This window comes from Thalassospira sp. GO-4 (assembly GCF_023588965.1).
Taxonomy (GTDB): Bacteria; Pseudomonadota; Alphaproteobacteria; order Rhodospirillales; family Thalassospiraceae; genus Thalassospira; species Thalassospira povalilytica.
The window spans coordinates 2,190,133-2,214,852 of record NZ_CP097807.1 but is presented as its reverse complement, the minus strand read 5'-3'; the positions used below and the strand labels follow the sequence as shown (position 1 = coordinate 2,214,852).

The 24,720-nt window shown below is 55.3% G+C and carries 23 protein-coding genes; 12 read left to right on the top strand and 11 right to left on the bottom strand.

Annotation, left to right across the window (positions count from 1 at the left end; genetic code table 11):
- Positions 1–34: 34 nt before the first annotated feature.
- Positions 35–1,132, bottom strand: a complete 1,098-nt coding sequence (gene nspC, locus M9H61_RS10280) for a carboxynorspermidine decarboxylase (protein ID WP_068516950.1) — start codon at positions 1,130–1,132, stop codon at positions 35–37.
- Positions 1,133–1,943: 811 nt separating this feature from the next.
- Between nspC and M9H61_RS10275 the strand changes: the two genes are divergently transcribed.
- On the top strand, positions 1,944–2,432 hold the full coding sequence (locus M9H61_RS10275; protein ID WP_068516949.1) for a VOC family protein: 489 nt from the start codon (positions 1,944–1,946) through the stop codon (positions 2,430–2,432).
- A gap of 60 nt (positions 2,433–2,492) precedes the next feature.
- Here M9H61_RS10275 and M9H61_RS10270 read toward each other — a convergent pair whose 3' ends face one another.
- Positions 2,493–3,527, bottom strand: coding sequence for a LacI family DNA-binding transcriptional regulator (locus tag M9H61_RS10270; RefSeq protein ID WP_068517016.1), 1,035 nt, complete (start codon positions 3,525–3,527; stop codon positions 2,493–2,495).
- A gap of 253 nt (positions 3,528–3,780) precedes the next feature.
- Here M9H61_RS10270 and M9H61_RS10265 point away from each other — a divergent pair, with 253 nt between their 5' ends.
- The 11 genes from M9H61_RS10265 (at position 3,781) to M9H61_RS10215 (ending at position 16,278) form a co-directional block, all read left to right on the top strand.
- Entirely contained in the window at positions 3,781–5,334 is a 1,554-nt protein-coding gene (locus M9H61_RS10265) for a sugar ABC transporter ATP-binding protein (RefSeq protein ID WP_250284938.1), read from the top strand.
- On the top strand, positions 5,327–6,340 hold the full coding sequence (locus M9H61_RS10260; protein WP_068516947.1) for an ABC transporter permease: 1,014 nt from the start codon (positions 5,327–5,329) through the stop codon (positions 6,338–6,340). Before M9H61_RS10265 ends, M9H61_RS10260 begins: the two co-directional genes overlap by 8 nt.
- A gap of 63 nt (positions 6,341–6,403) precedes the next feature.
- Positions 6,404–7,360, top strand: a complete 957-nt coding sequence (locus tag M9H61_RS10255) for an ABC transporter substrate-binding protein (RefSeq protein ID WP_068516946.1) — start codon at positions 6,404–6,406, stop codon at positions 7,358–7,360.
- 104 nt (positions 7,361–7,464) lie between these two features.
- Positions 7,465–8,520: a sugar phosphate isomerase/epimerase gene (locus tag M9H61_RS10250; RefSeq protein WP_250284936.1), complete on the top strand. Its 1,056-nt coding sequence runs from the start codon at positions 7,465–7,467 to the stop codon at positions 8,518–8,520.
- 56 nt (positions 8,521–8,576) lie between these two features.
- A complete protein-coding gene (locus M9H61_RS10245; RefSeq protein WP_250284934.1) occupies positions 8,577–9,740 on the top strand; it encodes a Gfo/Idh/MocA family protein in 1,164 nt (387 codons plus the stop codon).
- Positions 9,741–10,245: 505 nt separating this feature from the next.
- The gene (locus tag M9H61_RS10240) at positions 10,246–11,211 is read left to right on the top strand and encodes a D-glycerate dehydrogenase (RefSeq protein WP_250284932.1); all 966 of its coding nucleotides are present in this window, start codon (positions 10,246–10,248) and stop codon (positions 11,209–11,211) included.
- 208 nt (positions 11,212–11,419) lie between these two features.
- The gene (locus M9H61_RS10235) at positions 11,420–12,577 is read left to right on the top strand and encodes a TRAP transporter substrate-binding protein (RefSeq protein WP_068517015.1); all 1,158 of its coding nucleotides are present in this window, start codon (positions 11,420–11,422) and stop codon (positions 12,575–12,577) included.
- 98 nt (positions 12,578–12,675) lie between these two features.
- The gene (locus M9H61_RS10230) at positions 12,676–13,248 is read left to right on the top strand and encodes a TRAP transporter small permease subunit (protein ID WP_068517014.1); all 573 of its coding nucleotides are present in this window, start codon (positions 12,676–12,678) and stop codon (positions 13,246–13,248) included.
- Positions 13,249–13,305: 57 nt separating this feature from the next.
- A complete protein-coding gene (locus M9H61_RS10225; protein ID WP_114113022.1) occupies positions 13,306–14,727 on the top strand; it encodes a TRAP transporter large permease subunit in 1,422 nt (473 codons plus the stop codon).
- 13 nt (positions 14,728–14,740) lie between these two features.
- On the top strand, positions 14,741–16,093 hold the full coding sequence (locus tag M9H61_RS10220; RefSeq protein ID WP_250284930.1) for an amidase: 1,353 nt from the start codon (positions 14,741–14,743) through the stop codon (positions 16,091–16,093).
- On the top strand, positions 16,093–16,278 hold the full coding sequence (locus tag M9H61_RS10215; RefSeq protein ID WP_068516941.1) for a hypothetical protein: 186 nt from the start codon (positions 16,093–16,095) through the stop codon (positions 16,276–16,278). Before M9H61_RS10220 ends, M9H61_RS10215 begins: the two co-directional genes overlap by 1 nt.
- A 136-nt stretch (positions 16,279–16,414) precedes the next feature.
- Here the strand turns inward: M9H61_RS10215 and M9H61_RS10210 are convergent, their stop codons facing one another.
- The 9 genes from M9H61_RS10210 to M9H61_RS10170 form a co-directional block, all read right to left on the bottom strand.
- On the bottom strand, positions 16,415–16,852 hold the full coding sequence (locus tag M9H61_RS10210) for an EamA family transporter (protein WP_250284927.1): 438 nt from the start codon (positions 16,850–16,852) through the stop codon (positions 16,415–16,417).
- A gap of 117 nt (positions 16,853–16,969) precedes the next feature.
- A complete protein-coding gene (locus tag M9H61_RS10205) occupies positions 16,970–17,461 on the bottom strand; it encodes an Lrp/AsnC family transcriptional regulator (protein WP_250284925.1) in 492 nt (163 codons plus the stop codon).
- A 1-nt stretch (position 17,462) separates the two neighbouring features.
- Entirely contained in the window at positions 17,463–18,461 is a 999-nt protein-coding gene (gene doeB / locus M9H61_RS10200) for a N(2)-acetyl-L-2,4-diaminobutanoate deacetylase DoeB (RefSeq protein WP_250284923.1), read from the bottom strand.
- Between the two features lie 101 nt (positions 18,462–18,562).
- Positions 18,563–19,744 carry an ectoine hydrolase DoeA gene (gene doeA / locus M9H61_RS10195; RefSeq protein WP_068516937.1) on the bottom strand — a complete coding sequence of 394 codons (1,182 nt, stop codon included), beginning with the start codon at positions 19,742–19,744 and terminating at the stop codon, positions 18,563–18,565.
- Between the two features lie 57 nt (positions 19,745–19,801).
- A complete protein-coding gene (locus M9H61_RS10190; protein ID WP_250284917.1) occupies positions 19,802–20,794 on the bottom strand; it encodes a cyclodeaminase in 993 nt (330 codons plus the stop codon).
- A gap of 5 nt (positions 20,795–20,799) precedes the next feature.
- Positions 20,800–21,789 (bottom strand): hydroxyectoine utilization dehydratase EutB, encoded by a 990-nt coding sequence (gene eutB / locus M9H61_RS10185; RefSeq protein ID WP_250284915.1) that lies wholly within the window; start codon positions 21,787–21,789, stop codon positions 20,800–20,802.
- A 12-nt stretch (positions 21,790–21,801) separates the two neighbouring features.
- Positions 21,802–22,587 carry an Asp/Glu racemase gene (locus M9H61_RS10180; protein ID WP_250284913.1) on the bottom strand — a complete coding sequence of 262 codons (786 nt, stop codon included), beginning with the start codon at positions 22,585–22,587 and terminating at the stop codon, positions 21,802–21,804.
- A gap of 117 nt (positions 22,588–22,704) precedes the next feature.
- Positions 22,705–23,988, bottom strand: a complete 1,284-nt coding sequence (locus tag M9H61_RS10175; protein WP_068516934.1) for a TRAP transporter large permease — start codon at positions 23,986–23,988, stop codon at positions 22,705–22,707.
- Positions 23,989–24,001: 13 nt separating this feature from the next.
- Positions 24,002–24,583, bottom strand: coding sequence for a TRAP transporter small permease (locus M9H61_RS10170; protein ID WP_228194436.1), 582 nt, complete (start codon positions 24,581–24,583; stop codon positions 24,002–24,004).
- Positions 24,584–24,720: the final 137 nt, after the last annotated feature.

The following is a 24,720-nucleotide window of genomic DNA, read 5'->3' as shown; positions in this document are numbered from 1 at the left end:
TGCTCCGGTTCGCTATGAAAAGTGCGCTTTCGATTTACGAAAGGCTCGATACGTAGTCATCAAAAGTGAACTCGCGAATAACGCGTTCAGTTCCGTCCAGTTCCCGGATCACGATGGACGGCATGCCGACCCCGTTGAACCAGTTCTTTTTGACCATGGTGTAACCGGCCGCATCCTGAATGGAGATACGGTCGCCTACCTTGATCTCGTTTTCAAAATCAAATTCGCCAAAGACATCACCGGCAAGGCAGGACTTGCCGCAGATCATGTAATGATGGTCGCCCTTGTTGGGCAGGACCTTTGCACTTTCGCGATAGATCAGAAGATCGAGCATATGGGCCTCGATCGAGCTGTCGACGATGGCCAGGTTCTTGCCGTTAAACAGGGTATCAAGCACGGTGACTTCAAGGGTCGTGCTTTTGGTGATCGATGCTTCGCCCGGCTCCAGATAGACCTGCACGCCGAATTTTTCGGAAAAGGCCTTAAGACGCGCACAGAATTTATCGAGCGGGTAGTCATCACCGGTGAAATGAATGCCGCCACCAAGACTGACCCATTCAACACGCGACAGAAGGGATCCGAATTTTTCCTCGATATTGCCAAGCATCCGGTCAAACAGATCAAAGTCGGCATTTTCACAGTTATTGTGAATCATGAAGCCGGAAATCTGATCCATCACCGCTTCGACCTTGGTGACATCCCATTCGCCCAGGCGCGAAAACGGGCGCGCCGGATCGGCCAGATCAAAGCTTGATGTCGATACCTGCGGATTAAGGCGAAGGCCGCGCACAATGCCCGATGCCTGAGCACTGAACCGGGTCAGCTGACTGATCGAATTGAAAATGATCTTGTCGGCATTTTCGATGACTTCGGCGATTTCGCTGTCGGAATAGGCCACGCTATAGGCATGGGTTTCCTTGCCGAATTTCTGACGACCCAGTTTGACTTCATGAAGCGACGAAGACGTCGTGCCATCCATATAATCGGACATGAAATCAAAAACCGACCAGGTCGCAAAACATTTGAGCGCCAAAAGCGCCTTTGCACCGGAATGTTCGCGCACATAGGCGATCTTTTCCATGTTGCGCAGCAGCTTGGATTTGTCGATCAGATAATAGGGCGTTGCGGGCATAGGCGGCTCTCTACAACTATGTCACGGGAAAATGCGGATGAAACGCGATACGTGGCGGTTTGCGCCAGTTTCCGGGTTTCGGGCAGTCACCAATCTGGTGGAAAACAACCGGATCAACTAGTGATCAGCAAGACGATGCGTGATCCAATAGACAGAGACAGATAAACTGTATTCATTCATCACTTCGTCCCCGTCATTTGAGTTGTTGCCAAAGTCAGCCGATAAGGGCTGCGCGTGTTTCTGCGTATCTGCCGCGACCCAATAGCAGCGGGGGGCAGGGTGGTCAATACCGCATTCCAAAGTCCGAACTGTTTAACATGATTGTAACGGCACTGCCGGGATTTGCAAAACACCCCGGACCGATGTGTATTCGCCAAAATAACCAAGTGCTTAGCCGTGATGCGATGCGGTGATCCTGGGGGCGATGTTATTGTTTTGATGTGCATTTCGTTGGCGGCCCCACCGGACTTTCGCGATGCAGGGCGGCTTTGCGCGGGGTATCGCGCATCGGGATATGTCATGCGTGCGCGCGGGCATCTGGTATTTGGTCGCATTGATTTCGGTTTGCCATTGCCTATCTGATAGTTATGGGCGGTGCGCATGGGTTGATCGATCATGACCCGCCCGCCAACGGAGCGGCCCCGCAATGTGACGCCGGTAAAGGTGATGGTGGAATAATGTTCGTGGACGGGTGTGCCTGCACCCCCGCCAGACCGGAACCCGATGCACCGGCAAAACGCAAACCCCGTGACGGATCATTTTCCGATCACGGGCGTTGGGGCGGTAGGGACCCACAAAGACGGAGGAAACCATGCAACCTGCAGCAGTCAGTGTAGACCATCTTGCGTTTCCAACCCGCGACCTTGAAGCAACCGACCACTTTTATTCCAAGGTGCTGGCGGCCAAGCTTGTCCATGCCGAAAGCGGTTACAGCCCGTCCTGGAAAAGCGATTATCTGCTGATTACCTATGCGCTGCCTGACGGGACCAGATTGTCCTTTTATGACTGGCCGGCTGATACCGGGCCTTATCCCGATGATCCGCATATGCCAGATGACGTTTTTCATATCGGGTTGCGCTGTGCCGCACCACGCGATGTGATTGCCTGGCAAAACCATCTGTTCCAGCACAAGGTCGTCTATCACAACGAAGATGACGGACAGTCGCGGCGTCTTTTCATTCGCGATCCCAATGGCATCCGGTTCGAGATTTTTGCATCCGAAAGTGCCAAGTCCGGACATGATCACGAAGGCAATGCCCGTGCGGTCATTGGTGAATGGAAAAAGATTTCCGGTGACTGATCGGGCGTTCTGCCGATGAAAGATCGCTGACCGGTTCGGGCAGTGATCCGTTTTGATATGTCAGGATGCCGGGCAAGGGCCGCTGCTTTGGCGGATGATCAGTTCGGTCGGGATAATGACCGGACCGGGTTCGCGATGTTCAAACATCCCCTTTGATCCCAGACGGTCAAGAAGCAGGCTGATTGCCTGTTCGCCAAGGCGGCGGCGCGGCTGGCGAACGGTGGTGATGGGCGGATCATAGGCCGCGGCATGGGGAATGTCGTCAAAGCCGACCACCGATACATCTTCGGGGATTCTAAGGCCATATTCCTTGGCAGCAACAATCACGCCGATGGCCATGCCATCACTGGCACAAGAAACGGCGGTCGGCCGGGTTTCAGGATCGGCCAGAAGCGCCCGACCTGCTGCAATACCCGAATCAATCGAGAAATCCCCGCGATAAATCAGGGCCGGGTCATGGGCAATGCCGGCGGTTTCGAGCGCGCGGCGATATCCGGCAACGCGGTCCGTGGTCAGGATATTGGTGGATGGGCCGCTGACATGGGCGATGCGGGTATGGCCAAGCTCTGTCAGGTGACGGTTGGCGATAAAGGATGCCTCGTCATTGTCAATGATCACGGTTGGCAAGGCGCAGCCCGGAATCCGTTCGCAGGCAACCACCACCGGCGGCGTGGCATTGGCCGGTGCATTGGCAAGCGATGCCGGAAGACGCCCGTTCAGCAGGATCATGGCATCGGCCTGATTGCTGCGCAGATAGGCGGCATAGGTGGCTTCGCGTTCGGGATCGTTTTGTGTATCACCGATCAGGACATTATAGCCCGCCTGGCTTGCACCTTTTTCGATCCCGGACAGAATCGCCGAAAAGAACGGATTTCCGATGTCAGGCACCAGCAAAAGGATCATGCCCGAACGGTTCAGGCGCAGGTTTCTGGCCATGACATTGGCGGTATAGCCGGTCGCGGCGATCGCAGTTTGCACTTTTTCACGTGTGGTTTCGGAAACCACATCAGGTTTGTGCAAGGCCCGGCTGACAGTGGCAATAGATACCCCTGCATGGCGGGCAACATCTTCAATCGTCGCGATTTTTTCACTCATGCTTCTTCCTACTCCGCCCGATAAAACCTGTCCAGCGGCATTCGATACATCGTTGTCGGTGGTGATTTTGGTCACAATCATGAAAATGTAAAGGTTTACATTTAAAATGAAAACGTTTACACAGTGATAAATACCGCCAGTTCAGGTGAATGGCCGGTCTGTTGGCGCCCAATGCGCCCGGCCGGGGCATTTATCGCGGCACGCGGTGCCAAAAGCTGATCGCAAAAAATGCGACGCCAGGGAGGATACATTCATGACGGATGCGGCCGTTCACGCCGTTAATCCCGATCAACAGGTGCGCACACGCCTGTCCGGTCGGCAGATTTGCAAGTCATTTGGATCGGCACAGGTCCTTTTTGATGTTTCCATCGACCTGATGGCCGGTGAAGTTCATGCGCTGTTGGGGGAAAACGGTGCTGGCAAATCGACACTTGTGAAAATCCTGTCCGGTTATCATCAGCCCAGCAGCGGCGAACTTGTTCTTGATGGGGCGCCAGTCACCTTTCATGACAGCGAGGCCGGTGAAAATCATGGTGTGATCCTGATCCATCAGGAACTCAATCTTGCCGAACAGCTGACCGTTGAAGAAAACATCTTTCTGGGGCGCGAGATCAAGCGTGGCTGGTTCCTGGATAAAGCCACGATGCGACAGGAAGCGGCAAAGCTTCTGAGCCAGTTGCAATGTGATGTTGATCCCAAAACCCGTATCCGCGATCTGTCGGTTTCTGATCGCCAGATGGTCGAAATCGCCAAGGCGCTTTCGAAAAAGGCCGATATCCTGATCCTCGATGAACCGACCGCGGTTCTGACCGGGCGCGAGGTCGATATCCTGTTTGACCAGATCAGGCGCCTGCGCGATCAGGGTGTCGCGATCCTGTATATTTCCCACAAACTTGATGAAATCAAAGCCATTGCTGACCGGGTAACGGTCCTGCGCGATGGCCGCCATATCACGACCGAACCGGTCGCTGGTCTTGAGAAGGATGATATGGCGCGCCTGATGGTCGGTCGTGACATCAAACAGATGTTCCCCGATCGCACGCCCGGACATGCGGGCGATGTTGCGCTTTCGGTGCGCAATCTGTCGGTGGACGGGCAAGTCCGTGACGCCAGTTTTGATCTTAGACGTGGTGAGGTTCTTGGTTTTGCCGGGATCGTCGGTGCCGGGCGTACCGCCCTTATGGAAGCGATCATCGGGCTTCGCGAACGCAGTTCAGGCCAAATCGAACGCAATGGCAATCGGGTCGCGATCAACAGTCTTCAGGATGCCAAGACGTGCGGGATTGCCTATCTGACCAAGGATCGAAAAGGCAGCGGACTTCTTTTGAATATGGAAATGCGCCCGAACCTGACCCTTTTGGCGTTGGAGAAATTCGGGCGGGTGATCATTGACCGCAAGGCCGAGGAAGCCGCCCTTGAAACCGCGATTGAAGCATTCGACATCCGGGCCGCCGATCGCAAATCCAAGGTCGGTGATTTTTCCGGCGGTAATCAGCAAAAGCTGTTGCTGGCCAAGGTCATGGAAACCGACCCGGAAATCGTGATTATCGACGAGCCGACGCGCGGCATCGATATCGGCACCAAAAGCCAGATTTATCATTTCATCGGCGATCTGACCAATCGCGGAAAATCCGTCATCCTCCTGTCGTCTGAAATGCCCGAGATGCTTGGCCTGTCTGACCGTATTGCGGTGATGGCAGCCGGATGCATTACCGGCATTCTTGAAGGAAGCGACCGCAACGAACATGAAATCATGCGGCATGCGACAGGAATTTCAGGCAAGCAGGGAGTGTCTGTTCATGAATAGCCTTGAGCGAACCGAAAGATCGGCTTCAAGCGGGTTCACTATTGATTTCAAGGCATTGGGGCCGTTTCTGGCCCTTGTCGGCCTGTTCATTCTGGGAACCGCGATCAACGAGGCGTTCCTGAGTGGTGGCAACCTTGCCAATATCTTTACCCGTGCGGCCTTTATCGGGATCATCGCGGTCGGGGCGACCTTTGTGATTACCGCTGGTGGAATTGATCTTTCGGTCGGGTCGATGGCGGCCTTTATATCGGGTGCGATGATTGTTGTGATGAACACGCTGGTCGCAACCCTTGGCGCCGGGATTGAAACGGTTCTGATCGGTGTTGTGCTCAGCATTGTTCTGGGTGTCGGGGCCGGTGCGATCAACGGGCTTGTCAGTACCAAGGGCAAGATCGAAGCTTTCATCGTCACCCTTGGCACCATGGGGATTTACCGGTCGCTTGTGACCTATATGGCTGATGGCGGGACGCTGTCGCTTGATTTCGAAGTACGCGGTGTCTATCGCCCGGTCTATTACGGCGATGTTCTGGGCATTCCTGTGCCGGTTCTGGTGTTCTTTGCAGTCGCGGTTGCCGGCTATGTGTTGCTGAACATGACGCCGTTTGGCCGCAAATGCTTTGCCATCGGATCAAACGAGCAGGTCGCACGGTATTCGGCAATCCATGTCGACCGGGTCAAGACCATGACCTATGTGATCCAGGGGCTTTGCGTGTCGCTTGCCACCATCATCTATGTGCCGCGCTTGGGATCGGCATCCAGTTCCACGGGCGTTCTTTGGGAACTCGAAGCGATTGCCGCAGTGATCATTGGTGGCACGATGCTTAAGGGTGGCTATGGCCGGATCTGGGGCACGGTTGTTGGTGCAATCATGCTGACCACCATTGGCAATATCCTGAATTTGACGGATGCGATCAGTAACTATCTGAACGGAGCGGTTCAGGGGCTGATCATTATCGTGGCTGTGTTCCTGCAACGCGGGGACTGGCGACGCAAAAAGAGCAAATAACCGGCGATCAACGTCCGGGAAGAATGTGAAAACGCATCATTTTTTGATCAGGAGGAAGCGTTGATGAAAACGTTTACAAAATATCTGGGGGCTGCTTGTGTGCTGGGTCTTGGCCTTGCATCCACGACGGCCTTGGCGGCTGATAAAATCAAGATCGGGGTTTCCATTCCTGCGGCAACCCATGGCTGGGCCGGTGGTCTGAACTGGCATGCCGAACAGGCTGAAAAGCGGATCGAGGCAACCTATCCGAATATCGACATCATCGTGGTCAGCGCGAATGGCGCATCCGAACAGGCCAACGATCTTGAAGATCTGGTATCGGTTCAGAATATCGACGCGCTTGTGGTTCTGCCCTTTGAATCCGATCCGCTGACCGTTCCGGTCCAGCAGGTCAAACAGGCCGGCAAGTTTGTCACGGTGGTTGACCGTGGTCTTTCGCTTCCGGGGATCGAGGATGTCTATGTTGCGGGCAACAACCCGGAACTGGGCCGTGTATCGGGTGAATATATTCGTGAACGTCTGAATGACGAAGGCAAGATCGTTGTTTTGCGCGGCATTCCGACCACGGTTGATACCGAACGTGTTGATGCGTTTGTCGAAACGCTTGATGGGTCAAAGATCGAAATCCTTGATATGAAACATGCCAACTGGAATCGCGATGACGGCTATGAAGTGATGCAGGACTTCCTGTCGCGCTTCCCGAAAATCGATGCGGTGTGGGCACAGGATGACGACATTGCCCTTGGCGTGATCGAAGCGGTCAAACAGGCCGATCGTACCGACGAGATGTTCATCGTTGGCGGTGCGGGCATGAAAGACATCATCAAACGCGTGATGGATGGCGACAAGCTGACGCCGATTGATGTGCTTTATCCGCCGGCAATGATCGCAACCGCGATTGATATCACGGTGATGAAGTTTACCTCGAACGCGCCGGTCGAAGGCCGTTACATCCTTGGCGCCACGGTTGTCACCCAGGACAATGCCGAGAACTTCTATTTCCCGGACAGCCCGTTCTAAGCGGGTTTGGTTGAGACGAGCACACTTGCGTGTCGGGCGGTTGTCCGCCCGACACATCCATCTTTCCCCGATATCCCGTCAGGACGCAGTTAAAGAGGCCAGCAATGAAAACACTTAAGGGACCGGCAATCTTTCTTGCACAGTTTGCAGGCGATGAAGCCCCGTTCGATAGCCTTGATTCCATTGGTCGCTGGGCTGCGTCGCTTGGATATAAGGGGGTGCAAATCCCCAGTTGGGACAAGCGCCTGTTTGATGTTGAAAAGGCCGCATCAAGCAAGGATTACTGCGACGAAATTACCGGAACACTTGCGCAGCATGGCGTGCAGGTAACGGAACTTTCGACCCATTTGCAGGGACAGCTTGTTGCCGTTCATCCGGCCTATGATGAAATGTTTGACGGATTTGCCGCACCCGAAGTCCGTGGCAATCCAAAGGCCCGTCAGGAATGGGCCGTCAATCAGGTCAAGGCCGCGATCAAGGCATCAAACCATATGGGTATTTCGGCCCATGCGACATTCTCGGGCGCGCTTGCCTGGCCCTATGTTTATCCGTGGCCGCAACGCCCGGCCGGTCTGATCGAAACCGCGTTTGATGAACTTGCCAGACGCTGGAGCCCGATCCTTGATGCTGCCGAGGATGCCGGGGTTGATATCTGCTATGAAATTCATCCGGGCGAGGATTTGTTTGACGGGGTGACATTCGAGATGTTCCTGGAACGCGTCAGGAACCATCCGCGTGCCAACATCCTTTATGATCCAAGCCACTTTGTCTTGCAGCAGCTTGATTATCTTGATTTTATCGATATTTACGCTGATCGTATCCGCATGTTCCACGTCAAGGATGCCGAGTTTAATCCGACCGGACGCCAGGGTGTCTATTCCGGGTATCAAAGCTGGGTCGGGCGGGCAGGCCGGTTCAGGTCGCTTGGCGACGGACAGGTCGATTTCGGTGCGATTTTCTCGAAATTGGCGGCCATTGATTTTGATGGCTGGGCCGTGCTGGAATGGGAATGCGCCCTTAAACATCCCGAAGACGGTGCCCGCGAAGGGGCCGAATTCATCAAGAATCACATCATTCGCGTAACCGAAAAGGCCTTTGACGATTTTGCCGATGGCGGCACCGACGAGGCGGCCAATCGCCGCATCCTTGGCCTTGGATAGGCCGTCGTAAAAGACTTTCGCGGTTCGAAAACAGTCAACGACATCTGGAGACAGACATGAGCAATTCTTCCAATCCCGGTCGTCGCATCCGCCTTGGCATGGTTGGCGGTGGTCAGGGGGCTTTTATCGGTGCGGTCCATCGCATCGCCGCCCGTCTTGATGATCGTTATGAACTGGTTGCCGGTGCATTGTCATCCAAGCCCGATGTGGCGGCGGCATCCGCGGCCGAACTGTTCATCGCCCCGGATCGCAGCTATGACAGTTTTGAAACCATGGCAAAGGCCGAGGCCGCCCGCGAGGACGGCATTGATGTCTGTGCGATTGTCACGCCGAACCATCTGCATTTTCCCATCACCATGGCGATGCTCGATGCCGGAATTCACGTGATCTGTGACAAGCCGCTTTGCCTGACAGTGGAAGAAGCCGAAAAGATCGCCGCCAAGGTCAAGGAAACCGGACTTCTGTTTGCCCTGACCCATAATTACACCGCCTATCCGATGGTCCGCGAGGCCCGCAAAATGGTGGCGGATGGCAAGCTTGGCGATATTCGTCTGGTGCAGGTCGAATATCCGCAAGGCTGGATGGCGACCCGGGTTGAAGATACCGACAACAAACAGGCCCATTGGCGCGCCGACCCGGCCAAGGCCGGTATGGGCGGTGCGCTTGGCGATATCGGAACCCACGCCCATAACCTTGCCGAGTTCGTGACCGGGCTTGAGATCAGCGAGCTTTGTGCCGATGTCGATGCGATCGTTCCGGGCCGCAAGCTTGATGACAATGTGCAAATCCTGTTGCGCTATGCCAATGGTGCGCGTGGCATGTTATGGGCAAGCCAGATTGCGGTCGGACATGAAAACGGTCTGCGTCTTCGTGTTTATGGCGACAAGGGCGGCATCGAATGGGCCCAGGAACATCCCAATCAATTGCATTTCCGTCCCCTTGATGGTCGCCCGGAACTGATGACCCGCGGTGGTGCGGGGATCGGTGCCGAGGGGCTTCGTGGTGTACGCGTCCCGCCGGGACACCCGGAGGGATATCTTGAGGGCTTTGCCAACCTTTACACCGATTTTGCCGATCAACTGACGGCCCATATCAACGGCACCAAGCCCGATGACGGCGCGCTTCTGGTGCCCGGTGTGGTCGAAGGCCTTAAGGGCATGAAATTTGTCGAGGCCGTCGTGCGGTCCGGGCGGGACGGGGCCGTTTGGGTCAAAATGTGAGAATGTCTCATATTCGTTGACATCGTTTGGTGTTTCTGGGGATCGCCAAACCATGGCGAAACATCCTTGAAACGGATTCTTCCCGACCGACAGCCATGTCGGCATATAGCCGCTGCCATCTGGCAGCGGCTTTTTTATTGGTCAATTTTGACCACGATTTCCCGCGAATCAGAGTCTTGCAGTGCGGTAAATGACCAATGTTGATGTAACGATTCCCGATCGGGGATCTGTTGATTTTATACTTCTGGATGGTGGAAGAGGTCCGGATTTCGATGGCCGCAACATTGGCCGTACAGGAACCTGAAATCGGTATTTAATATATTAAAATCAATGTGATAGTTAAATTTACGCATATGCGGCGCGATGGGCGTCAACCTGATGGTTTTCCACGAAGTGAAAAAGAGTTACCGGTTGGTTGATCGCCTATTGATGGTTTTTTCGTATAGGTGTTTCCTTGAAGCATAATAAATAAATCTACCTATCAGGGAAAACCGGGAGCGTCCGCATGCCCGAGAAACCAAAGCTTCTGATTACCCGACGTCTTCGCGATGCCGTACAGGCACGCGCGGCGCGCGACTATCAGGTGCTTACCAATGCCGAAGACCGGGTATTTACCCGGGATGAGCTTATTGAAAAATGTCAGCAGGTTGACGCGGTTCTGCCGTGTCATTCCGAACATTTTTCTGCCGATGTGATTGCGGCATTGCCCGATCGTCTCAAAATCATCGCCAACCATTCGGTCGGGGTTGATCATGTTGATCTGGCGGCTGCCAAGACGGCCGGCATCGTCGTGACCAATACGCCGGACGTATTGTCCGATGCCACGGCCGAAATCGCCATGTTGTGCATGCTTGGTGCTGCGCGCCGCGGGGCCGAGGGTGACGCCATGATCCGTGCAGGAAACTGGGATTTCTGGTCGCCGGCCTTTATGGTCGGGCGTCAGGTGACCGGCAAGCGTTTCGGTGTGCTTGGCATGGGCCGTGTCGGTCAGGTTGCCGCCGAACGTGCGCGCGGTTTTGGAATGACTGTTCATTACCATAATCGTCAGCCGGTTGCCGAACATCTGGCAAAGGGGGCAATTTATCACGACACGATTGAAGGCCTGTTTGCCAATTCCGACGTGTTGTCATTGCATTGTCCGTCAACGCCCGAGACGACCGGCATCATCAATGCCGAAACGATCGGCTGGCTGCCGGACCGGGCCATTCTGGTCAATACAGCACGTGGTAATCTTGTCGATGAGGACGCATTGGTGGATGCGCTTGAAAGTGGTAAGTTGTTTGCTGCCGGTCTGGACGTTTTTCGGAACGAACCCGGTGGAAATCAACGAATTAACGCGTTGAAAAACGTGTTTCTGTTGCCACATATAGGCTCCGCCACCGAAGAAACGCGCGATGCGATGGGCTTTCGCGCACTTGATAATCTTGATGCCTATTTTGCAGGCCGCGAACCGGGTGACCGGGTGGCATAACAAGACGGGAAAACCGTCGTAATTCAGTTAGTTCGTAATTCTAATAATAACAAAATGCGTGCCGTTTTTCAGGTCCCGAAACGGGATAAGCGCATGATCTACGATCTTCAATACTGAAGTCAGGGGCTTTTGAAGGCTGACAGTTATCGTTCTTTTTCCGGCAATGGTTGTTGGTCAAAGACGGTAAATCTGGGAGGAAATAATGGATATGAAGACCAAGTCTGAAGACGTGAAGTCCAAGGAAGTATCCCGTCGTTCGTTCCTTACCAAAGGTGCGACCGGGGTGGTTGCCGGCGGTGCAGCAGCATCAGGGCTGTTTGCCGCACCGGCAGTTCATGCGCAGCCGGCACCGATGGTGCTGAAAATGCAGACTTCCTGGCCGTCGTCCGATATCTGGATGACGTTTGCCCAGCAATATGTTGACCGCGTAGAAGCAATGTCGGGTGGTCGTCTTAAAATCGACCTTCTGCCGGCTGGTGCGGTTGTCGCAGCCTTCCAGGTTCTGGACGGTGTCAATGATGGCGTGATCGACATCGCCCATTCCGTGCCGGTTTACTGGTACGGCAAGAACAAGGCAGCATCGCTGTTCGGTACCGGTCCGGTCTTTGGCGGTTCTGCAACCACCATGCTGAGCTGGTTCTATGCCGGTGGCGGTGAAGAATTCTATCGCGAACTGATCCAGGACGTGATGGGTCTTGATATTGTCGGTCTTCTTGGTTTCCCGATGCCTGCTCAGCCGTTCGGCTGGTTCAAGGGCCAGGTAAACTCCGTTGCCGACATCCAGGGCTTCAAATACCGTACTGTCGGTCTGGCTGCAGACCTTCTGCAGTCGATGGGCATGTCTGTTGCACAGCTTCCGGGCGGCGAGATCGTACCGGCAATGGAACGTGGCGTGATTGACGCGTTCGAATTCAACAACCCGTCTTCGGATATGCGTTTCGGCGCACAGGACGTTGCGAAGAACTACTATCTGTCTTCGTACCATCAGGCTTCCGAAAGCTTTGAATTCCTGTTCAACAAGTCGCTGATGGAAGATCTGGAACCGGATCTGCAGGCGATCCTGCGTCACGCGGTTGAAGCAGCTTCGACCTCGAACACCGCACTTGCGATGGACAACTATTCCTCTGACTTGCAGAAACTGCAGGCCGAAGGTGTCGAAGTACATCGTACGTCCAAGGAAATCCTGAGTGCACAGCTTGATGCGTGGGACAAACTGATCCCGACGCTTGAAGAAGATCCGTTCATGAAAAAGGTTCTCGACAGCCAGCGCGCCTGGGTCGAGCGTGTAACCTATTATGAACTGATGAACTCGCCTGATTATCAGCTTGCTTATAATCACTACTTCCCGGGCAAGCTGAAACTCTGATCAACCATTAACGGTTGTTCAGTGTTGCGATGAATCTGACTGCCCCGTCTGGTGCCCGTGCATCAGGCGGGGCGGTCAATGCTAACGGACAGGGTTTCATGATTGGATTTATTGAATTCGCGGACAAGCTTTCGGGCTGGTTTGGCAAGGCTTTTGGCTGGCTGATCATTTTGATGACACTGGGCATGAGCTATGAGGTTGCTGCGCGATATATTTTTAACGCGCCGACGACCTGGTCACTTGATGTTTCATTCATCATGTATGGCACGCTCTTTATGATGGGTGGGGCTTATACCCTGTCACGCGGCGGACATGTCCGTGGGGATTTCCTGTATCGTCTCTGGAAACCCAAAACACAGGCCATGGTCGACCTGGTACTTTATATCTTCTTCTTCTTCCCCGGGGTGACGGCGCTCATTCTGGTTGGCAGCAAATATGCCATCCGGTCGTGGGGATATGGCGAAGTCAGTGTGAACAGCCCGGCGGGTGTTCCGATTTTCCAATTCAAGGCGGTGATGGTCGCGGCCGGAATTCTTCTTTTCATTCAGGGCATTGCACAGGTGATGCGCTGCATTCTGTGTATCCGTGAAGGGTACTGGCGCAATGCAGAGGATGATGTTGAAGAAACCGAAGAACTGCTGATCAAACAGCGTGTGACCAAAGAAGACTGATGATGATCAGCCTTTGTCATACACGCGCAAGACACGCCCCCGAACGGAGCTTCCAAAGTGATTGACGCACATGTCGCCCTTATGATGTTGGGCATCTTTATTATACTGGTATTTCTGGGTTTCCCGGTTGCCTTTACCCTGATGGCGCTGGGGATCGGATTTGGCTACTACGCCTATTTTGATGCCGGTCGTATGTGGCGGGCCTTTAACCGGCTTGCCGAAGACAGCGATACCCTTACCTCTGCGCTGACCTGGTTTGAGGGGGCGTTCAATAACCGAATTTTCGATCTGTTTATCAACCAGACATACACGGTGATGTCCAACGAGGTGCTGACCGCAGTACCGCTGTTCCTGTTCATGGGCTATATCGTTGAGCGTGCCAATATCGTCAACCGGTTGTTCTCGACCCTGAATATCGCGGCCCGCAATATCCCCGGATCACTCGGTGTTGCAGCCCTGATCACCTGTGCATTGTTTGCAACGGCCACCGGTATTGTCGGTGCGGTTGTGACCCTTATGGGGATGCTGGCACTGCCTGCGATGCTCAAGGCACGCTATGACAAAAGCTTTGCTGCGGGCATTATTTGTGCCGGTGGTACGCTTGGCATTCTGATCCCGCCTTCGATCATGCTGATTGTTTATGCCGCCGCATCGGGTGTGTCGATCGTGCGCCTTTATGCCGGTGCGCTGTTGCCGGGTCTGACCCTTGTCGGTTTGTATCTGCTTTATGTGATGGGCCGTGCAATGTTGCAGCCCAAAGCCGCACCGCGTCCGACCAGCGACGAAATCCCGGAAGTTCCGTTGCCACAGGTTCTGTGGATGCTGGCGACATCGTTCTTCCCGCTGGCGTTTCTTATTCTGGCGGTTCTGGGCTCGATCCTGTTTGGTCTGGCTACCCCGACCGAAGCAGCATCGATCGGTGCACTTGGCGGGATGATCCTTGCTGCGGCTTATCGTGCGCTGACCTTTGATCGCCTGCGTGAGTCGGTTTATCTGACGGTGCGGACATCGGCGATGGTGTGCTGGCTGTTTGTCGGCTCCTACACTTTCTCGTCTGTGTTCTCCTATCTTGGCGGCGAACATGTGATTGCGGAATTTGTCGGTGGACTGGACCTGACACCGCTTCAGTTCCTGCTGCTGGCACAGCTGATCATCTTCCTGCTTGGCTGGCCGCTGGAATGGTCGGAGATCATCATCATCTTCGTGCCGATCTTCCTGCCGCTGCTGCCGCTGTTTGATATCGATCCGCTGTTCTTTGGTATCCTTGTTGCCCTGAACCTTCAGACATCCTTCCTGACCCCGCCAATGGCGATGTCGGCCTATTATCTGAAGGGGGTTGCACCAAGCGGCATCCTGTTGACCGATATCTTCAAGGGCATCATGCCGTTCCTGTTCATGGTTATCGTCAGCATGGTTCTGATGTACGCGTTCCCGCAGATCGTGTTCCATCTGCCTGACCTGTTCTATGGCGCACGGTAACGGGGGCATTCAGATGACTGAAATCAACCCGTTACTGACACTTGATGTTATTGAACTGCGCGACCGCCTTGCCAGCGGGGCGGTCCGTGCAGTCGAATATGTCGAGGCCTGTCTTGCCCGCATCGCCGAGGTCGAACCCCAGGTTCAGGCCTGGGCGTGGCTGGATGGGGATCATGCCCTTGCCCAGGCGCGGGCGCTTGATATCCGGCGGCAATCCGGTGCACCGATCGGACCGTTGCACGGGCTTCCGGTCGGTCTCAAGGATGTGATTGATACGGCCAAAATCCCGACGTCAAACGGCACGGTTCTTGATGAGGGACGCGTGCCCGAAGAAGATGCCGTGCTGGTTTCGCGCCTTAAGGCTGCCGGTGCGATCATTATGGGCAAAACGGTTTCGACCGAACTTGCCTTTATGCATCCGTCAAAAACCCGCAACCCCCATAACCCGGAACATACCCCGGGCGGGTCATCTGCCGGGTCGGCCGCAGCAGTTGCCGCGGCCATGGTGCCACTTGCCGTGGGAACCCAAACCGGGGGATCGGTGATCCGTCCGGCATCGTTTTGCGGTGTCGTCGGGTTCAAGCCGACCTTCGGGGCCATTGCCCGGACCGGCGTTCTAAGCCAAAGCCCGACCCTTGATACGATCGGAGTGTTTTCCAATTCGGTCAATGGTGCGGCGCTGGTGGCCGAAAGCCTGTTTGGCTATGATCCAAAGGATCCTGCAACGACGCCAAGTCCGGCGCCAAGATTGCTTGAAATCGCAAAAAGCGATCCGCTGGTGACCCCGATGTTTGCGTTTGTTCGTCCGCCGCAATTTGAAGAAGTTGCAGACGAAGAAACCGTCATGGCATTTCAGGAAATCACCGGGATGCTGGGGGATCAATGTTTCGAGGCCCCGCTGCCAAAGGCGTTTGATGATGCCAATGCGTTGCGCGCACGCATCAACTTTGCCGAAATGGCCAAGGATTACTACGATTATGAAAAGCGCGGTCGCGCACAATTGTCGCCCGAAATCCTTGAGGCGATCGACAAGGGCAACGACATCAAGACGCGCGATTATCTTGCGGCACTTGACTGGCGCACGGTGCTTAATGCCGGGCTTGAGGAAGTCTTTAACCGGTGTGACGTGATCATCACGCCGGCGGCAACAGGACCGGCACCGAAAAATCTTCAGACAACCGGTAATCCGATCTTTAACGGGCTCTGGACGTTTTGTGGCACCCCGGCGGTTACCATCCCGCTGTTATGGTCACAGAACGGCATGCCGATGGGCATTCAGCTTGTTGGCCGGGTTGGCGATGATGCGCGTTTGATGCGCACGGCAAACTGGTTGAAAAAATTCCTCAAAAATCAGGAGGACGCGTAATGCAAAGCGGTCTTTTAAATCGTGTCATGGCGCTGTTGGCGTTTGTCATTCTGGTCGGGTTTGTCGGCATTCTGGTGGCCTATGTGCCGCGCTGGGATCTTGCCATCATGGTTTCGATCTGTATCGGCCTTGCCGGTTGGGACATCTGGCGTGTCGCCATGGGCCATTCCGAAGACAAACACTGATTTGTTCAGGGGAATACCAACACCCTGAAGATCACAGATAGATGTGAGCAAACTGACGAGGCAGGAAGGTGTTCCTGCCTCTCTTTTTGTGGGTAGCGCTTTGTGGTTGAAGCTTTTTGGTTGGGGGGGCGGGACGCTATCCCCGCCAGGCGATCAGGGCGGCACCACTACCGATCATGGCGACACCCAGCCAACTGACCATGGTCAGTCTTTCACCCAGGAAGATCGCGCCAAACACCGCAACCAGCACGACGCTGAGCTTGTCAATCGGGGCCACCTTGGCGGCTTCACCGATTTTAAGAGCGCGGAAATAGCACAGCCATGACGCACCGGTCGCCAATCCCGACAGGATCAGGAAATACCAGGTTTTCGCCGATATGGTGGCCGGATTTTCCCAAGCCCCCTTGGTCAGCATGATCACCCAGACCATGATCAATATGATGATGGTACGGACGAAGGTTGCGAAATCGGAATTGATATTGGCCACCCCGACCTTGGCAAAGATTGCTGTTAATGCGGCAAAACACGCCGCAAGCCCGGCCCAGAGTTGCCAGCTGTCGATTACTTCTTTCATCGGTTTATCCTGCCAAATGCGTGTATGCGGGCAATCCGGTTGGGGGATTGCCCGCGATATCATAATCCCTGACTGTTAAGACGTTTCAAACGCCCATAACCAGGAATATTCACGCACTTATCGCCGTTCGGGGGGCTCGACCAGATTTTCGACCGGGATGATGGTGGTGGTTTTGACCTTTTTGGTCACAATATAGGTGAAATACCGGTCAATCCCGATATCGGACACCAGCAACCGGTCGATCAGACGTTGATAGGCATCAACGTCATGACAAAGCACCTTGAGCATGTAATCAACCCCGCCACCAAGTGCATAGCATTCGATGATTTCGGGGATGTCCTGCACGGCCTTTTCGAAAATTTCGAAATCGGCATGCTGATGATGACGCAGGGTGACTTCGGTCATCACCAGTGTCGGTTTGACCAGCTTTTCAAGGTTGAGATGGGCGTGATACCCCGAAATAACGCCAAGGTCTTCAAGGCGTTTCAAACGTTCCCAGCACGGGCTGGGCGAAAGGTTCACCGCCTCGGCCAGTTTGACCTTGGTGATGCGCCCTTCGCGTTGCAGGGTTTTAAGGATTTTCAGATCCAGCTCATCCAGCCTGATCATGTCAGAGTACCTTTGCAATCACAGCCAGGCAGTCGCCAGTCTTGATAAGTCCGGGGAAATGGCGACATGACAGAATGCCGTCTCGGGCCGCGTGATAGTCGCGCGGTGGCGTGCCGGTGCGTTCAACATCATAAATGCGCGCAATCAGATCGCCCTTTTTGACCATTGCACCCAGATCGACACAGGGTTCGAAAAGCCCGGTGGCCTCGGATGCGACAAAGCAGCTGTCATCGGGCATATCGAGCATGGTGGTCCCCGACGGGGCCGGTTCAATATCACCGGTCATGATCCCGGCATGGATCAGAAGATTGCGCACCCCGCGATCGGCAATCGCCACCCGTTCAGCCGTGGTCGAACCACCCCCACCGAGTTCAGTGGTGACAAAGGTTTTACCGGCTTCCTCGACCACAGTGTCAAACATGCCAACCGCATCAAGTTCAAGCATCATCATGGCATAGGGGGCACCAAATGCCTTCATCGCGGCAACACACCGGGCTTCCTGTTCCTTGTCAGGCAGGACGTGGGCGGCTGCAAACGGAATGAAATCAAGCGTCTTGCCACCGGAATGGATATCAAGAACGATATCGGCCATCGGCACCAGATGGCGGAAAACGTAGTCGGCGATCTTTTGGGTCACGGTTCCGTCGGGTTTGCCCGGGAAGCTGCGATTGAGATTGCCGGCATCAATGGGCGACGTGCGCGATGCATTGCGAAAGGCCGGATAATTCATAGCCGGCAGGATAATGACGCGACCGGTAATGTCGGATGGTTGAAGCGATCCTGCCAGTTTGAACAGCGAAACCAGCCCTTCATATTCGTCACCATGGTTGCCGCCGGTCAAAAGGGCGGTCGGGCCATCGCCGTTCTGGATAACGGTAATCGGGATCATCACAGCGCCCCAGGCGGAATCATCGCGCGAATAGGGCAGTTTTAAAAAGCCGTGATGCACGCCATCCTGATCAAGGGGGATCGTCGGGCTGATGGGGGATGGTTTTGTCATGGTCGTGTCCTTGGTCTTGCGACCGTCTTGTACGGGCTTTGATATCGGGCAACCGGGCCCCGCATCGTATGTCGATGACGCGGCCCGGTGCGGCTTTTGGCTTAGTTCTTTACAAACAGCTGACGCGGATAGCTGGTCAGTGTTTTGCTGCCGGTTTCCGTGATCATCATGCTTTCGGTGATCTCGATCCCCCAGTCATCAAACCAGAGACCCGGCATGAAGTGGAATGTCATGCCCGGTTCAAGGACCGTGCGATCGCCGGGGCGCAGGCTCATGGTGCGTTCGCCCCAGTCCGGCGGATAGGACAGCCCGATCGGATAGCCACAGCGGCTGTCTTTTTCGATGCCGAATTTCTGAAGCACCCCAAAGAAGGCAAGGGCGATGTCTTCGCAAACATTTCCTGGTTTGGCGGCTTCGAGCCCGGCCTGAAGGCCTTCGATCAGTGCACTTTCGGCATCAAGGAACCGTTGATCCGGATCGCCAAGGAAGATCGTGCGTGACAAGGGCGCGTGATAGCGTTTGTAGCAGCCCGCGATCTCGAAAAAGGTTCCGGCATCGCCGGGGATGGGTTTTTCATCCCAGGTCAGATGCGGCGCACTGGCATCCTGCCCGGATGGCAGCAACGGCACGATCGCCGGATAATCGCCGCCAATACCGTCAATCCCGGCAATCCCGGTACGGAAGATTTCGGCAACCAGTTCGTTCTTGCGCATGCCCGGTTCGACAATTTCGAAAATGCGTTCATGCATGTTTTCAACAATGCGGGCAGCCTGACGCATATAGAAAATTTCGGTCTCGGATTTTACCGCGCGCTGCCAGTTTACCAGTGCGGTGGCATCGGAAAACTTGGCATTGGGCAGATGGGTCTGAAGTTGAAGGAACGCCTTGGCCGAGAAATAGTAGTTATCCATTTCCACGCCGATACGGCGACTTGCCCAGCCGCGATGTTCGATGACCTCCGACAGATAATCCATCGGGTGATGGGTCGTCGATTGCACGTAGTAATCGGCATAGGGGATGATGCGATCATGGGTCATATAGACCGTGCGCTTTGCCCCGTTGGCATCCTGGGATCGCCCGAACCAGATCGGATCATCTTCAATCGGGACAAGCACACATTGATGGACATAAAAGGACCAGCCGTCATAGCCGGTCAGCCAGGCCATGTTTGACGGATCGGTGACGATCAAAAGATCGATGCCCCTTTCCACCATGGCGTTTTTGGTTTTCTCCAGACGCTCGGCATATTCCTCGCGCGTGAAATTCAATTCAACCTGGCTCATCGCAGGCCTCCAAAAAAGGCGGGTTTCAGTTTTTCCTGACCCATTGTCCTTGTGTTATTAAGACGAAATCTCGACGCCAGCAGCGACCAAGTCGCAGCGTTGACGGGCGAGGGTGGCGATTGCGGTGTCCTGGACACCGGTTCCGGTCAGGTCACAGACCGTAATCTGCGCGGCAGATGTCCTGCCGGTTGCCGATTTGGCGATGATCTGACCGAGTTCGGGGAATGCGGCATCAGGGGCAACAATCCCGGCAGCCAAGGCGTGATGAAGTTCGCCAAGGATGCTGGTCTGTGCCTGACTGTCGCAGACATAAAGATCCGCCCTGCCGATCAGGGCCGGATCAATTTCGTTTTTATGTTCGGCATCCGATCCCATGGCCGTGACATGGGTGCCCGGTGCAACCCAGTCGGCCATCAAAACCGGTTCACGGGCCGGGGTTGTGGTGACGATGATATCGGCGTTCGATGCGGCGTCCTTGCCATCATCGCTGGCCGATACCGGGATGCCCAGTTCAAGCGATGCCTTTTTGGCACATGCTTCGGCCTTGGCGATGTCACGGGCCCAAATGGTGGCAGAGGTGATATCACGCACCAGTGTCAGTGCCTTGAGTTGCAGGCGGGCCTGCACACCGGCCCCAAAGATGGCGGCATGTTTGGCATCCTTGCGCGCAAGATGGTTCGCGGCAACGCCGCCCGCGGCTGCTGTTCGCACATCGGTCAGATAGCCGTTATCAAGCAGGACGGCCTCAAGCATGCCGATTTTTGATGAAAACAGGTTCATCATGCCATTAACCGACGGCAGGCCCAGTTTGGGATTGTCAAAGAAGCCCGGGCTGATCTTGATGGCAAAGCTGTCAAGGCCCGGCACATAGGCAGTTTTGACATCGACCTCGCCATTATGATCTTCGATATCAAGGCGCAGGATCGGTGGCATGCGCACATCCTTGGTCGCCAGTGCGTCAAAGGCATCTTCAACGCATTTGATCGCATCACGATCAAGATCGATGACGTTGCGAAGATCGCTTTCGGTCAGAATTCTGATTTTGGGCATATCGGTTACTCCGCCATCAGGTCGACGTTTTCGCCGCCGGCAATGCGTTTGTGCAATTCCATATCGATGTTGCAGCCCGTGGTCAGGACAACCGTCCGTCCGGGGTTATCCACCAGACCGGCGCGCAGTGCGGCGATGCCAACGGCGCCTGAACCTTCGATCACCTGTTGATCATCGTGATAGGCCGCACGAATGCCGTCTGCGATCTGGGCTTCGTTGACCAGAACAAAGTCATCGGTCAGATCGGCGCACATATCGAAGGTGTACTGGTTGTTTTCGCCAATGCCGCCGCCAAGACTGTCGGCCAATGTCGGCAATTCCCGAACAGCGGTTGGTTTGCCTTCCTGAAGGCTCGTGATCATCGCACAGCCGCGTTCCATCGAAATGCCAACCACCCGGATGGCCGGATTGATCGATTTCGCCACCAACGCAACCCCGGCCAGAAGCCCGCCGCCAGACAACGGCACCAGAAGGGTATCGACATCCGGAAGGGCTTCGATGACTTCAAGTCCAAGCGTGCCCTGACCGGCAATGATGTCGGCATGATCAAAGGGCGGCAGCATGGTCATGCCGTCTTCCTTGACCAGACGGTCGACTTCAAGCTGGGCTTCATCTTGGGACTGTCCGGTAATGCGGACTTCGGCCCCTTGGGCGCGAATGCCATCGACCTTGTTCTTTGGCACCAGTTCGGACATGCAGATGACCGACCGCACCCCGGCATTGCGCGCGGCATAGGCAAGGGCACGACCGTAATTGCCGGTCGAAACGCCAACCACGCCTTTGGCCTTCTGATCATCGTTGAGGCGCAAGACAGCGTTGGCAGCACCGCGCAGCTTGAAGCTTCCGGTATATTGTTGGTGTTCGCATTTCAGCCAGACGGGGCTCCCGACACGCTCGGACAGGGCGGTAGAGGGACGCAATGGCGTATGGATCACATGACCCGCAATGGTTTTGCGGGCAGAAAGAACATCAGCAAATGTGATGGGGTCTTTCATGGCGACCTCGACTTATTCTTCGGGTTGCGGGGCATGGTCAAACAGGGTTCCGAACCCCGTGACCGGTTTGTCATAGCCAAGCAGATGCAGCGCATGCCAGATCAGGGCCTGATTGCTGGTGATCACCGGCTTGCCGAGCTTCTTTTCCGCCTCGGCGGCGATTTCGGCTGACCGAATGGCCGTGCAGGAAATGAAAACCGCATCGGCATCGGGTGTGTCGGCCTTAAGGGCTGCTTCAAGCAGAATGCCCGGGGGCAGAGCGGTCATGTCCTGATCGCTATCAAGGCCAAACCCCATCAGACGGGTGGCCTCGAAACCCTGTGCGGCAAAGCCGTCGGCGACCGAACGGGTAACGTCGGCAACATAGGGGGTCAGGATGGCAATTTTTTGCGCCTTTACCGCGCGCAGGGCCAATTCACCGGCAAGAAGCGGGTTGGTGACCTTTACACCGGGCATCCCCTGATGGATCAGGGATGCAATCCGTTCCGAACCGGTGACAGCCGTGCCCGACGTACAGCCAAATATCGCGACATCCACCCCGTATCCCGGCAGCAAGGTGCGGGCCGCGCGTGGCAGGTCATCGGCCATCGCACGCAGGTTTTCGACCGTGACCGGATTGGCATTTTCAATCCGGGTGGTGAACAGACGAATATCGGCTGGCAGGATGCCGCGCAGGTCATCCTCGCTGTTGAAGTCAGTCGCCAGTGTGATCAGCCCGATCTTGCCCGCCGGTCCGACCGGATCAGGAAAATAGGGCAGGTCTACCGGCTCTGGCGTGACCGCTGGGGATACGGACATCGTCCTGAACTCCATGGATGGGGCTGTCTTTATGTTTTGATCGGGACCGCCCCGGGTTTCACATGCTGTCGAATTTGTTTCCGGGGCAGTGCCCGGTTTCTGCCAGACTGGTGTCGGTTAACGGAACGCCAGTTCAGGCAGGAACAACGCGATCTGCGGAACGAAAATCAGAATCACCGCTGCCAGCAGCAGCATGAAAATGAACGGTGGCGTCCCGCGAATGACCTCGGCATAGGGTCGCCTGAAGATCGCGATGGCCGTAAAGATATCGCACCCGAATGGTGGTGTGGCCGATCCGATCGCGACCTGAAGCGTGACCAGTGTGCCGACCAGAACCGGATCAAGACCGGCCTGATTGACCAGCGGCATGAAGATCGGTGTCAGAACCAGAATGACGACAATCGGGTCGACAAACATGCAACCGATAAAGAACGCGATGCAGATGGCGGCCAGAATGATGTAGGGGTTGGCACCTTCAAGACCCAGCGCACCAATGACATGCTGCGGGATCTGGGCAAAGGAAATGACAAACGAGAATGTCGTTCCAGCGCCAACCAGAATAAACACAACCGCGGTAATCAGGCCGGTAGAGCGCGCAATTTCAAGCAATTCGGACCATTTGACCGATTTGAAGATCAGAACTTCAAGAATGATTGCATAAACCACGGCGACGGCTGCGACCTCGGTCGGGCTGACCCAACCCAGATAGATGCCCCCGACAATCAGAACCGGGAACATGATCGCCGGACCGGCATTGATCACGGCCCGTCCGCGTTCCGCCCAGGTCATGCGCGGGATGGTCGGGATATTGTTCTTTTTGGCGTAATACATGCAGTAAAGCGAGAACATGATCAGGATCAGAATGCCCGGACCAATCCCCGCGAGGAACAGCTCGCCAATCGAAACCTTGCCAACCACACCAAACACTATCATGCCGATTGATGGCGGGATCAAAAAGGCAATGTCACTGGCATTGATGATCAGGGCCATGGCGAATTTGTCTTCGTAGCCGGCCTTGAGCATCTTGGGACGCAACGGTCCCCCCATGGCAACCACCGTTGCCTGGGTCGAGCCCGATACCGCGCCAAACAGCGTACAGCCAAGGGCGGTGGTCACAGCAAGACCGCCACGCACATGGCCGACAAATGTCATGGCAAGGTCAATCAGCCGGTTGGCTGTATGGCCCTTTGTCACGATATCGGCGGCAAAGATAAACATCGGCACCGCGATCAGGGCCACGGGCGAAATGCCGGTGACCATTTGCTGAATCAGGATGCGTTCCGGGATCGGCATGTAAAAGGCAAATGCAACGACGCTGGCGGTTGCCAGCGGTACCATCATCGGGAAGCCAAGTACCAGCAGGACCAGCATCACCAGAAGGATTGAGGTTCCAAGATCCATTTTTCCGTCCTCCTTACAGGTGATGATCTTCGGCTTCGAACGTGTCTTCGACCCGATAGGACAGATGGGTCCCCGGTTTGAAGATGTTCGTTGCAGCGGCAAACAGGAACTGGATGCCGGTAACGGTCAGACCGAACGGAACCCAGAGGACGGTGAAGTAATACGGTATGCGCAAGGCCGGGGTCAGGCGGTTCGACTTGATCAGGGACATCACATAATCGACGGAATACCAGGCCAGAAGAAACAGAAGGCAGGCGGTCCCGGTGGTGATGATGATCATCATGATCTTGCTGGTCGTCGGGCCGAGCATGTCGGTAAAGGCGGACATGCGAATATGGCGCCCCATGCGGGCGGCCTCGCTGATGCCGACGAATGTGACAAGAATGATCAGAAACTGATTGAGTTCTTCGGAAAAGAAGATGCTCGAACTGAAGACAAGACGCATGATCACGTTGGCGACGGTATTGACCGCCATGATCACGATGCTCCACCCCAGAAGCTGACGCTCGATCACGGATAACCCGTCATCAAGACGTTTCAGAATGCCCAACACCCCACCACTCGGGGCGGGGGTCTCCCCGTTTGAACCTGACATACGACCTCCTTGATGCGCGTGCGAGACATTGTTGCAGAACGTGATGTGCGGTGAATGGTTCCCTCCCACACAGTATTGCCGTTCGCTTCGCGCCGGTCTGGTCAGAATAAAAACGCTTTGTGACGGTTCAATCAGAT